Source organism: Marinomonas sp. UCMA 3892, assembly GCF_012726345.1.
In the GTDB taxonomy this organism is placed as follows: domain Bacteria; phylum Pseudomonadota; class Gammaproteobacteria; order Pseudomonadales; family Marinomonadaceae; genus Marinomonas.
In genome coordinates this window covers 1-11,768 of sequence record NZ_PTXN01000034.1, presented here as the reverse complement: position 1 = coordinate 11,768, position 11,768 = coordinate 1, and the positions used below count along the sequence as shown (strand labels likewise).

Annotated in this window: 10 protein-coding genes and 1 rRNA gene; 6 read left to right on the top strand and 5 right to left on the bottom strand. The window is 42.9% G+C overall.

Annotation, left to right across the window (positions count from 1 at the left end; translation table 11 throughout):
- The 4 genes from B6N13_RS23045 to B6N13_RS23030 form a co-directional block, all read right to left on the bottom strand.
- Positions 1-259 (bottom strand): 16S ribosomal RNA (locus B6N13_RS23045); the annotation flags it as partial.
- Positions 260-609: 350 nt separating this feature from the next.
- Positions 610-2,127 carry a fumarate hydratase gene (locus tag B6N13_RS23040; RefSeq protein WP_012070035.1) on the bottom strand — a complete coding sequence of 506 codons (1,518 nt, stop codon included), beginning with the start codon at positions 2,125-2,127 and terminating at the stop codon, positions 610-612.
- Between the two features lie 163 nt (positions 2,128-2,290).
- Positions 2,291-3,991, bottom strand: coding sequence for a DUF2786 domain-containing protein (locus tag B6N13_RS23035; RefSeq protein WP_169460729.1), 1,701 nt, complete (start codon positions 3,989-3,991; stop codon positions 2,291-2,293).
- 63 nt (positions 3,992-4,054) lie between these two features.
- Complete coding sequence (locus B6N13_RS23030; RefSeq protein WP_169460728.1) at positions 4,055-4,498, bottom strand: HIT domain-containing protein; 444 nt, start codon at positions 4,496-4,498, stop codon at positions 4,055-4,057.
- 85 nt (positions 4,499-4,583) lie between these two features.
- On the opposite strand from B6N13_RS23030, the gene B6N13_RS23025 reads away from it, so the two are divergent.
- From B6N13_RS23025 to wrbA, 4 genes are all read left to right on the top strand, one after another.
- Positions 4,584-5,453 carry an SMP-30/gluconolactonase/LRE family protein gene (locus B6N13_RS23025; RefSeq protein WP_169460727.1) on the top strand — a complete coding sequence of 290 codons (870 nt, stop codon included), beginning with the start codon at positions 4,584-4,586 and terminating at the stop codon, positions 5,451-5,453.
- Between the two features lie 71 nt (positions 5,454-5,524).
- Entirely contained in the window at positions 5,525-7,249 is a 1,725-nt protein-coding gene (locus B6N13_RS23020; protein ID WP_012070039.1) for a proline--tRNA ligase, read from the top strand.
- 81 nt (positions 7,250-7,330) lie between these two features.
- A complete protein-coding gene (gene arsC, locus B6N13_RS23015; RefSeq protein WP_012070040.1) occupies positions 7,331-7,675 on the top strand; it encodes an arsenate reductase (glutaredoxin) in 345 nt (114 codons plus the stop codon).
- Positions 7,676-7,703: 28 nt separating this feature from the next.
- Positions 7,704-8,306 carry an NAD(P)H:quinone oxidoreductase gene (gene wrbA, locus B6N13_RS23010; RefSeq protein ID WP_169460726.1) on the top strand — a complete coding sequence of 201 codons (603 nt, stop codon included), beginning with the start codon at positions 7,704-7,706 and terminating at the stop codon, positions 8,304-8,306.
- A 121-nt stretch (positions 8,307-8,427) separates the two neighbouring features.
- Here wrbA and cysB read toward each other — a convergent pair whose 3' ends face one another.
- Positions 8,428-9,402 carry an HTH-type transcriptional regulator CysB gene (gene cysB, locus B6N13_RS23005; RefSeq protein WP_169460725.1) on the bottom strand — a complete coding sequence of 325 codons (975 nt, stop codon included), beginning with the start codon at positions 9,400-9,402 and terminating at the stop codon, positions 8,428-8,430.
- A 108-nt stretch (positions 9,403-9,510) separates the two neighbouring features.
- Between cysB and B6N13_RS23000 the strand changes: the two genes are divergently transcribed.
- Together B6N13_RS23000 and B6N13_RS22995 are read left to right on the top strand one after the other, a co-directional pair.
- A complete protein-coding gene (locus B6N13_RS23000; protein ID WP_012070043.1) occupies positions 9,511-10,272 on the top strand; it encodes a sulfite exporter TauE/SafE family protein in 762 nt (253 codons plus the stop codon).
- 96 nt (positions 10,273-10,368) lie between these two features.
- Complete coding sequence (locus tag B6N13_RS22995) at positions 10,369-11,445, top strand: 3-deoxy-7-phosphoheptulonate synthase (protein WP_169460724.1); 1,077 nt, start codon at positions 10,369-10,371, stop codon at positions 11,443-11,445.
- Positions 11,446-11,768: the final 323 nt, after the last annotated feature.

Here is an 11,768-nt window from a genome sequence, read left to right as displayed (position 1 = left end):
ACCCTACCAACTAGCTAATCTTACGCAGGCTCATCTAATAGCGGAAGGCTCCGAAAAGTCCCCTCCTTTCCCCCTTAGGGCGTATGCGGTATTAGCATGCGTTTCCACATGTTGTCCCCCTCTACTAGGTAGATTCCTACGCGTTACTCACCCGTCCGCCGCTCGTCAGCAGGAGCAAGCTCCCCTGTTACCGCTCGACTTGCATGTGTTAAGCCTGCCGCCAGCGTTCAATCTGAGCCATGATCAAACTCTTCAGTTAAAAAGTTTGCTTACTCAAAATCTATTACACTAACAATAACTTAATCATTTCATCATCCCGAAGAACAACAAAACAACATAAAGCGAATTGACGTGTTAGACGTTTCGCAAGACTTCAATTTTTTTGATCATCTCGAATCAGTTAAAAACTAATCCGGACAATCTTCTGAAGCCTCCAGCGAGCGCCCACACAAATTATCTGATTATCTATTTTAAAGAGCGTCACCACACATGCTGTGTGGCTGAGGTGGTGTATAATACAGACTATTTTCATCCATGCAACCACTTTATAAACAAAAAAGTCACTATATGGTTAAATACAGTGACTTTTCTTAAATAATCAAAGGTCGATTACTTAATTTCGAGCGCTTGTGCTTCGATTTTGGCTTTCCATTCAGCAGGCCCTGTAATATGTACAGATGTGCCCAAGGTATCTACTGCAACAGTTACAGGCATATCAACAACATCAAATTCATAGATAGCCTCCATACCTAGTTCAGGAAAGGCAACAACATCTGCTTTTTTAATTGCTTTAGAAACCAAATAAGCCGCGCCACCTACCGCCATTAGGTAAACTGCACCAAACTCTTTAATCGCGTCAATTGCAACAGGACCACGTTCAGATTTACCGATCATGCCAAGCAGACCTGTTTTATCTAAAATTGTGCGGGTAAATTTATCCATACGTGTTGCTGTCGTCGGTCCAGCAGGCCCCACCGCTTCATCCCTTACTGGATCAACAGGTCCAACGTAATAAATGAAGCGCCCCTTAAGATCAACGGGAAGCTCTTCGCCGTTAGCAATCATCTCAACCATTTTCTTATGGGCAGCATCACGACCGGTTAGCATTTTACCGTTTAACAAAACAGTCTCGCCAGGTTGCCACTCTTTTACTTGTTCAGGCGTAATTGTGTTCAAATCAACTCGACGAACACTTTCTCCGACTTCCCAAGTAATTTCTGGCCAATCATCTAATGATGGCGGCACCAAATCCGCCGGACCAGAACCATCAAGCACAAAATGTGCGTGACGCGTAGCAGCACAATTTGGGATCATGGCAACAGGCAAAGACGCCGCATGAGTTGGGTAGTCCATGATTTTCACATCAAGCACGGTTGTTAAGCCACCCAAGCCTTGCGCACCTATCCCTAAATTATTTACTGCTTCAAAAATTTCTAGACGCAGTTCTTCTACACGATTTTGTGGACCACGCGCCTTCAATTCATGAATATCAATTGGCTCCATTAGAGATTCTTTTGCCATAACCATGGCTTTCTCCGCCGTACCACCAATACCAATACCAAGCATTCCAGGAGGACACCAGCCCGCTCCCATAGTAGGAACAGTCTTTTTAACCCATTCAACAATATCATCAGATGGGTTTAGCATTGCCATTTTAGATTTGTTTTCAGATCCGCCACCTTTAGCAGCAACATGAACATCAACAGTATCACCAGGAACAACTTCCATGTGAATAACAGCAGGCGTATTGTCTTTGGTATTTTTACGCGCACCAGCAGGATCAGCCAAAATAGAAGCACGTAAGACATTATCTGGGTGAAGATAAGCACGACGCACACCCTCATTGATCATATCAGTAACGCTTTTCGTGCCTTCCCACTGAACATTCATACCAATTTTTACAAATACGGTAACAATCCCCGTATCCTGACAAATTGGACGCTTTCCTTCCGCACACATGCGAGAGTTAATCAGAATTTGCGCCATTGAATCTTTCGCAGCTTTGCTCTCTTCTCGCTCGTACGCTTCATGTACCGCTTTTACGAAATCCAAAGGGTGGTAATAAGAGATAAACTGCAATGCGTCTGCAACGCTATCAATCAGATCATCTTCTTTGATAATGCTCATGCTTCTCTCCTGCTGAGTATTACGATTGAATCGAAAACGAAATGGTAAAAGATGCAGCCCAGCAAAGAAAGCTTTATGGTGGGTTTTAGAGAAATATACCCCTCATCAATTGAATGAATGAGGGGTATAAATAAGAAATGGCTCGTTGTTTTAGGCAAACAGCCTAACGATTTGCTTTCTGCTCTCTATCTGATTTTGGCTTCTGCACAGAGTGCTGAATATACTCCTCTAGAATTTGGGCGGTGAATTTTTCCCGCTCAGGTAGAGATGCAATACGCTCGGCCTCCCAGTTAATCAGACGAATAAATACAGAATATTTTTTAATAAAACCATAACCAATATCTCTAACACTTATATCATTGGTCTCCATTAAGTAAATAACTTGCTCTAAATTCTTCTGAGTCTCGAACTGACCACCTTCGCTCGCAGCAATTAACAAACGCTGAATATGTTGGATCGGATTTTCAGATGCTCGTGATTCTTTTTTCGTTAGATTTGAAGTTAAAAATTTATCCAGCATCTCTTCAGTATAAGCTTCTCTTGCATGTACATCTGAAATAAGAGCCGACTCACGCTCCAATAAACGAATAAACAAACTCTTATTTTTGATATCGGAAAATTCTAAATCCTTAAGAGAAAGGCCATTTTCAGACATGATATCAATTACCTTCTCATAAGAAGCCGTAGCATTCTCACCAACGGATACAGCAAGCACAAGATGACGGCGTAGCTCATGCATTATTTTGGCAGCCCGATAATCTTCTTTACGCTGTAAATGCTGCTTAAGAGACTCTTTGTTTTTCAATAAAGCATGACTAACTGCATCGTATCCTTGAACTGCTTCTTGCTCATCTCTTAATCGAGCCATACGAATCTTGGTACAGCTATTTTCCCAAGCTTCATAAGATTTTGCCCTAGCCTGAAAAGCTCGTTCGATAGCCTCTTCAAAACTTTGCTCAATTCGCGCTCGTTCGGCACGCTCCTGCAACTCTTCTTGTTCATGCTCATAGCGCCTTTGCTTTTTAAACTGTAAATTTTCCTGAGCCAACAAAAGCTGCTTATCTAAAGCCTCTATATCAGTTTGAATTTTCGCCTCGTCAAAGTCGGCAAGTTTTTCATAAACTTTTGACCAGTAATCATCTTCCATGAATGGCACATTTGGATCACTTGTCGCATATTGCGTTTTAAGCGTTTCAGTAAATTCATGATTACCTGGACGGAAAGTTTTAGTTGCATTAATCACATTATCACTGGAGGTATAGCTCGCAGAGCCATCCGATCTATTTTCGTTACCCTCCCCTGCAGCAACAACCACATCTTCCTGCACACTTTCCGCTGTCATGTTATTTTCACCGACATCATCACAATCTAATTCAAAATTTGACTCAACCTCTTCTGGTTGAGCATCCATACAAAAAGCCATTTGATCGCTATTATTAACACAGACCTTTTCGCCATTAACCTTCTCACCACTCGCAAAAATTGAGTCATGAGGTGAAATGTCAGCATTATGAAAACCAGATAGATCCATATCATCAAGAATAGTACGAGCAGATTCATATGCTCGGCTAGGATCACTATCTTTTTCACTGAAGCGACGATGATATACAGATCCTTCGGAGGATGATTTTACAGTAGCTTCTTTTTGATATCGCGGAGTCGCCCCACCCCAACTCACGCGGTAAAGCATAGCCCGGTCACATAGCTGTAATATAGGCAGCTCTCGCTGAGCAACCTGATATTGCCTAATCAGCGACTCCGCATGGCGTAAAGCCATTACTGATTCACTTGAATTAGTAGAGGTTGCTAAATTCAATAACTTAACAACTTTCTGTATGGCCTTCTTCCTTTTGCTTATGCTCATAAAACACGCGTTCCAAGTTGGCTAAATTTCACTCAGTATAGAATACAAATTCAGGGCTTTTTCTCAATAGTAAAGTTCAGCCCCATCGCTAGGTAGTGTTAAATCATCACTCAATAACGAATGAATCTTCTGCAAAATCTCAGCCAAGTCTTCTTTTGAATAAGGAATGGCATCCAATTTCCCCCAGATAGGGCTAGGCCAGCAGGGATCAGTCTTATAACGAACTATATGATGCATGTGCAATTGCGGCACCTGATTGCCAATAGCGGCAATATTCAGTTTAGTTGCGGAAAAAGCATCATGAAGCGTTTCCGCCAACAGGCAACTTTCAGCCATCAATTGCTGACGGTCCTCTTCTACAAGTTGGTATATTTCTGTAATGTCATTCCTCTGAGGCACAAGAATAAACCAAGGGAACTGAGCATCATTTATGAGACGCAGCTGACACAATGAAAAGTGTCCAACAAGAATGGAATCACGACCTAACACAGGATTTAACTCAAACATCTTTACATCTTCCTATTTACAAAAAAGGCTTTCATAAGCACTATAGCACCCTAATTTTTAAAACTCTCAGAGACTTGGAGCCCGCATGACTGATATGCAATGTGCCGTGGATGCACAAGCAAAATTAGCCGAATGTCCTCGTTGGGACGAGCGTACTCAAACGCTCTACTTTGTCGATATAGATTCTTTCATACTATACGCATACGACACAAAATCAAAAAAACTAACACACCGCGAATTCGACGAAGAAATTGGTTGCTTCTCACTAATTGAAAACGGTGGTTTTATCGCTGCATTCCGTTCTGGCGTCTATACGTTTGAGCACCTAAATGCTGAATTAAAACCTTATTGGCTTGCCACTTACGATCAAAAAACAACACGCTTTAACGATGGCCGCTGTGATGCTAAAGGCCGTTTCTTAGCTGGTACAATGTACTCTCCAAAAGATGCCTTTAAGGGAGCGTTGCATCAATTCAGTGACGGCAAAGAAAACATGATTGACCAAGCAGCTTGGACATCTAATGGCCTAGCGTTCTCTCCTGACAACACCATTATGTATTATTCAGATACTCCAAATCATGTGGTTTATCAGTTTGATTACGACCTAGAAACAGGTACAGCAACAAACAAACGCGTTTTCATTCAATTTCCACATGGCAACGGCCGCCCTGATGGCGCCGCAGTTGATAGTGAAGGAAATTACTGGTCCGCTCTTTATCAAGGGCAGCGCGTTGTAAAAATTAGCCCACAAGGTAAAATTCTAGAAGAATATCCTGTTCCTGCAACTTACCCAACCATGGTTGCCTTTGGTGGACCAGAAATGACAACCCTTTTTGTGAGCACTTGCCGTGGCGCACAAACAGATGAAGAGCTCAAGCAATTTCCCCAAGCAGGCGGAATTTTTGCCCTAGAAACGAATGTAAAAGGCCAGACTGAGCCCCGTTTCGCAGGCTAAGGCATTTTTTGTAATTTGATATTTTTTGCAATTTAACTTTAATCACTCAACTTTAAAGTACCGATATTATTATGCGCGCAAGCAACTATTTATTTTCCACCCTACGTGATGCACCAACTGATGCAGTCGTTACCAGCCACCAGTTAATGATTCGCGCAGGCATGATTCGCCAAGTTTCAAAAGGCTTATACACTTGGCTACCTACAGGCCTTAAAGTTTTCCGTAAAATCGAGAATATTGTTCGCGATGAAATGGAAAAAGCAGGCTCTCTTGAAGTAATGATGCCAGGCGTTCAGCCCGCAGAATTGTGGCAAGAAACAGGGCGCTGGCAAAAATATGGCCCTGAATTACTTCGCCTGCAAGACCGTCACGGTCGTGAGTATTGCCTTGGTCCAACCCATGAAGAAGTCATCACAGAGCTTGCGCGTAACGAGCTAACCAGCTACAAGCAACTACCAATGAATTTTTTTCAAATCCAAACCAAATTCCGTGACGAAGTTCGCCCTCGCTTTGGTGTAATGCGTTCACGAGAGTTTTGCATGAAAGATGCATATTCATTCCATGTTGGCGCGGAATCACTGCAAGAAACATATGACATCATGCATAAAGCCTACTGCAATGTATTTGACCGCATAGGCCTTAACTACCGCCCAGTTCGTGCAGACACAGGTAGCATCGGCGGAGCATATTCACACGAATTCCATGTACTAGCCGACTCAGGTGAAGACGACATTGCGTTCAGCGATTCATCCGATTTCGCTGCCAACATCGAGCTTGCAGAAGCCATTTGCTTAAAAGAAAAAGCCGACGCACCAACGCAAGATATTACTGAAGTATTCACACCTGACTGCAAAACAATTGCAAAAGTGGCTGAATTCTTAAAATTAGATGTTACTAGCACGGTTAAAACCATGCTAATTAAAGCCGTTGATGAAAATGACCAACCAACTATTGCAGCCCTTGTGCTACGCGGCGATCACAACATCAACGAAATCAAAGTTGAAAAACTAGCTGGCGTAGTTATACCATTTGAGTTCGCTGATGAAGCCGACATTATCGCCAAAACAGGCTGCGCTCCTGGATCTATCGGACCAAAAGGCCTTGCTGAAAAAGGCATTCGCGTAATTGCTGACCGCTCCGCTGCTGTTATGTCTGACTTTTGCGCCGGCGCAAATAAAGACGACTACCATTTCACTGGATTAAACTGGGAACGTGACTGCGCTGAATTTGAAGTTGCAGATATCCGTAATGTTGTAGAAGGTGATCCATCTCCAGACGGTCAGGGCACTATCGTCATTAAACGCGGTATCGAAGTTGGTCACATTTTCCAACTTGGCCAACAATACGCCGAAGCACTTAAAGCGACCGTCCTTGACGAAAATGGAAAAGCGCAAGTCATGCACATGGGTTGTTATGGAATTGGCGTTTCTCGTATCGTCGCCGCAGCAATCGAGCAAAACTTCGATGAAAAAGGTATTTTATGGCCAGAAAGCATCGCACCATTCGATATTGCCATTGTTGCGATGAACTACGACAAATCTGAAGCTGTACGTACAGAATGTGACCGCCTATACGCTGAATTAAAAGCAAAAGGCTTAGACGTATTGCTAGATGATCGCAAAGAACGTCCAGGAGTCAAATTCGCAGATTGCGAACTGCTGGGCATCCCGCACCGTTTAGTTGTTGGCGATAAAGGACTAGAAAAAGGCACATTAGAGTACAAATACCGCAAAGCTGGTGACAACGAAGACATCGCCATTGCTGACGCAGTCGAGTTTATTTTAAGCAAAAAATAAAACCACCAAGCCTGACAAAAGTAATTACTTTCGTCAGGCTTTTTTATACCTACAGAGATCCAGCAATAAATAGGAGCCAACATGACCACTATTTACCACAACCCTCGCTGCTCAAAATCCCGCCAAACATTACAACTTCTAGAAGAAAATAATATCCAACCTGAAATTCGTCTGTATTTGCAAGATCCCCCAAGTATCGAAGAAATCCAAGCATTACTTACACAACTAGATATAACACCACTAGAACTCATGCGCACTAAAGAAACCATCTACAAAGAACTTGGTTTAAGCAAAGAATCTACCGACGAAGAACGTCTGCAAGCCATGCACACGCACCCAAGCCTAATAGAACGACCTATTGTTATACACAATGATAAAGCAAAGATTGGTCGCCCACCCGAAAATGTCTTAGCATTATTTGAATAAATGTGAGCAACTAAATAGGAACTACTGAATGACCCAGTCACCTTACGTATTAGTTTTGTTTTACAGCCGTCACGGCTCAGTCGCTGAAATGGCTAAGTACATTGCTCGCGGCATCAACAAAACCAACAGCATGGAAGCAAAGATACGCCAAGTTCCAGAAGTATCCGACATAACAAAAGTCGCCTCTCCAGCACTACCAGACGATGGGGCACCTTACTGTACTTTGGAAGAATTAGCCGACTGCTCAGGGCTTGCGATAGGATCACCTTCCTATTTTGGCAGTATGGCCGCCCCTCTGAAACACTTCCTCGATCAGACATCGACACTCTGGCTAACAGGCCAATTAATAGATAAACCCGCTTGCGGCTTCACTAGCGCAAGCACCATGCATGGCGGCCAAGAACAATGCATCCATAGCATGATGACCCCATTAATCCATCATGGTATGGTCTGGCTTGGTTTACCCTATAAAAATAAAGAGCTCATTAATACTCAAGCAGGTGGAACACCCTATGGCGCAAGCCATTTAGCTAATAGCGCTTCTGAAAACAATTTAACAGATGATGAAAAAGCACTTTGTGAAGCGCAAGGTAAACGCATAGCCGAAATGGCTTTCAAACTAAAAAAATAATTTCTTTTAGTTTATCTAGAACAAACCATATAAAACGAAAAAAGCCGCACCATAAAAATTATGCTGCGGCTTTTTACTACCTGATGACCAGTATCTTGCAATCAATCCCTAGGGATAAAGCTCAATGTCTTGGAAGCTCAACATCCTTAAACAATAATTCAACATCTTGTCGATTCCCAGCCTCCATCGCAGCCATTACGACATCTTTTGTCAGATGCGACGCAAAAGACTCAATAAATTTATACATATAGCCGCGTATAAACGTATTACTACGAATGCCTATTTTTGTACAACTGTCTGCAAATAGATGCGAAGCATCTAACGCGACCAAATCCGCATCCTGCATTTCGTCATGAGCCATTGAAGCAACAATCCCCACACCAAGCCCTAAGCGCACATAAGTTTTAATAACGTCAGAATCCGCTGCTGTAAAGACTACATTTGGTTGTAATTCAGCCTCTTGAAACGCCTGATCCAATTGAGACCGGCCCGTAAAACCAAATACATACGTGACGATAGGATATTCAGCCAAAGCTTGTAAAGTAAGCTTATTCACTTTTGCCAAAGGATGGTCTTTCGGCACTACCACTGAACGGTTCCACGTATAACAAGGCAACATAACCAGATTACCAAATAACTCTAACGCTTCTGTTGCAATCGCAAAATCTACCAACCCATCGTTTGCCATTTCAGCAATTTGCATTGGTGTCCCTTGATGCATATGCAAACTAACATCAGGATAACCTTCAATAAATTGATTAATCACTTTTGGCAAAGCATATCGAGCCTGTGTATGCGTTGTGGCGATATCCAACGACCCTTTTCGCTCATCACTAAACTCTTTCGCAACACGCTTAATATTTTGTGTTTGACTAAGCACCTCACCCGCTAAAGCAATAATTTTTTCGCCTGCTGGTGTCACATGTGTTAAATGCTTTCCGCTCCGCGCAAAAACTTCTACACCAAGCTCATCTTCCAAAAGGCGGATCTGCTTACTAACACCAGGCTGCGACGTGTATAAGCTTTGTGCCGTGGCCGAAACGTTCAAGTCATGACGTGCCACTTCCCATATATACCTAAGCTGCTGTAATTTCATCGTCTGCCTTATTCGAAAAAGAGTTAAAAACATAATAAAATATTACTTTATAGAATAGTAAAAAACCTCTAGTGTTGCCAGCTTAAATAACTTCAATGTGGCTTTCTAATGGATTTTCTTTGGTACATTTCTGCAGGTGCGGCGGTTGGCTTGGCTGTTGGCATCACGGGCGTTGGTGGCGGTTCACTTATGACACCTCTTTTATTAATGTTTGGATTCCCTCCCCATATCGCAATTGGCACAGATCTTATGTATGCAGGCATTGCAAAAAGCACAGGCGTTGTTATGCATGCTAAACGCGGTAATGTAAACTGGAAAATCGTGTTCGCAATGGCGGCAGGAAGCATTCCCGCCTCTCTCATAACCGTTTGGGCATTATCACAATTTGAAAAGCCCGATCACTATCAAGAAATTTTAACCAGCACATTAGGCATGATGCTTATTATCACTGCCATGGTTATATTGTTTAGAGCCAAACTAACCAAGGCGCTTAGCTTCAACATATCAGAAGACCAAAGCACAAAAATCGTCTTTGTCTGCGGATTTATTTTAGGCGTTTTAGTTACTCTTACTTCCGTTGGCGCTGGTGCCCTAGGAACCGCCATCATGATGATATTATTTCCGATCATGAGAGCAAAAAACATTGTGGGCACCGATCTAGCGCATGCCGTACCACTAACCCTAGTTGCAGGCACTGGACATATTTTTTTAGGCAACGTTGACTACTCATTACTAGCAGCTCTCTTAATTGGCTCCATACCAACAATATATATTGGTACCCGTATCGCAAGCCATGTACCTAATCATGTTTTACAACCTGTATTAGCAACCGCTTTGCTATCATTTGGCGTGAAGTATCTTTTCTTCTAAAAAGTCAAAAAATCATAGGGAAGCGGTTCATTCAAAAGGAAAAACACGATATTGTAAGCAGCTATAACTAAAAGCAAAAAAGCAGGAAACCCCGCAATGAGTAACAAACGTCTTGAAGACTTAAATATTGCCTCATTTACCTCTCTGGTAACACCGAGCCAATTAAAAAAAGAGCTGCCAGTTAGCGAAAGCGTTAGCAGCCATGTAGCGAAATCCCGCGACATCATAAAAAATATCATGGATGGCAAAGACCACCGCCTAGCTATCGTTATTGGGCCATGCTCTATTCATGATCCAAAAGCAGCCTTAGATTATGCTGCACGCTTAAAAGTGCTTGCCGAAAAATTGGATGACACGCTATATATCATCATGCGTGCTTATTTTGAAAAGCCACGCACAACGGTCGGTTGGAAAGGCTTAATCAACGACCCTAACCTAGATGGCACCTTTGATATCAACAAAGGCATCCGTATTGGACGTAAACTGCTTATAGATTTATCCGAGCTTGGCCTTCCACTTGCTACCGAAGCTTTGGACCCCATTTCACCTCAATACATTCAAGACCTTATTAGCTGGTCTGCTATTGGAGCGCGCACGACAGAGTCACAAACTCATCGTGAAATGGCATCTGGTCTATCTGGCCCGGTTGGCTTTAAAAATGGAACAGATGGCGGCTTAACCGTTGCTATTAACGCAATGCAATCTGTCTCTCATCCACATTCTTTCTTGGGTATCAACGAAGAAGGTCAAGTGACCGTTGTAAACACAAAAGGCAACGATTATGGACACATAGTTCTTCGTGGTGGCGGTGGCAAACCGAACTATGAAACAAAATTTGTGGCTGAAGCAGAACAAGAATTGGCAAAAGCCAATTTGAAAGTGAACATCATGGTCGATACTTCCCATGAGAACTCCAGCAAAAAACCTGAGCGCCAAGTAACAGTTGCAGAAGACTCAACTCAACAAATTCTTGATGGCAACCAATCCATTATGGGTCTGATGATCGAAAGTAACATTGGCTGGGGCAACCAAAAGGTACCGGCTAATTTAAGCGATCTAGAATACGGTGTATCCATTACTGATGCTTGCATTGACTGGGCAACGACAGAGAAAGCGCTTACAGATATGGCTAATGCATTACGTGACGTACTTCCAAAACGTCAACGCGGATAATTTTTACATACTAGAAAGTTATCCAATAAAAAAGGGGAATCGCAATTAAGCGACTCCCCTTTTTTGTTTGCCCAGCGAAGCTGGCAAACCCGTCAGGTTGTAAGAAACCTGTCTCACCCCGACTGGGGGGAAGAGAATCCGAATCGCAAGGGCGTTGCTGGCCAACGGCAGGGTCTGAAGGAAGCGATAGGAAGTTAACAGTACACAACGCAAGTGAACCTGCTTCGGCAGTTTAGGTGGGTAAGCGTGCAAAATAGCGCAAAGCCCGATACTCAGTCAGACCTAGGCTGTGTTTGAGGGTGGCATTGTTAACAGGGCGTCAG

Bases quoted from the DNA above. Each gene is read 5' to 3' on its own strand.
- B6N13_RS23040 (WP_012070035.1), bottom strand. From the start codon at position 2,127: ATGAGCATTATCAAAGAAGATGATCTGATTGATAGCGTTGCAGACGCA.
- B6N13_RS23035 (WP_169460729.1), bottom strand. From the start codon at position 3,991: ATGAGCATAAGCAAAAGGAAGAAGGCCATACAGAAAGTTGTTAAGTTA.
- B6N13_RS23030 (WP_169460728.1), bottom strand. From the start codon at position 4,498: ATGTTTGAGTTAAATCCTGTGTTAGGTCGTGATTCCATTCTTGTTGGA.
- B6N13_RS23025 (WP_169460727.1), top strand. From the start codon at position 4,584: ATGACTGATATGCAATGTGCCGTGGATGCACAAGCAAAATTAGCCGAA.
- B6N13_RS23020 (WP_012070039.1), top strand. From the start codon at position 5,525: ATGCGCGCAAGCAACTATTTATTTTCCACCCTACGTGATGCACCAACT.
- arsC (WP_012070040.1), top strand. From the start codon at position 7,331: ATGACCACTATTTACCACAACCCTCGCTGCTCAAAATCCCGCCAAACA.
- wrbA (WP_169460726.1), top strand. From the start codon at position 7,704: ATGACCCAGTCACCTTACGTATTAGTTTTGTTTTACAGCCGTCACGGC.
- cysB (WP_169460725.1), bottom strand. From the start codon at position 9,402: ATGAAATTACAGCAGCTTAGGTATATATGGGAAGTGGCACGTCATGAC.
- B6N13_RS23000 (WP_012070043.1), top strand. From the start codon at position 9,511: ATGGATTTTCTTTGGTACATTTCTGCAGGTGCGGCGGTTGGCTTGGCT.
- B6N13_RS22995 (WP_169460724.1), top strand. From the start codon at position 10,369: ATGAGTAACAAACGTCTTGAAGACTTAAATATTGCCTCATTTACCTCT.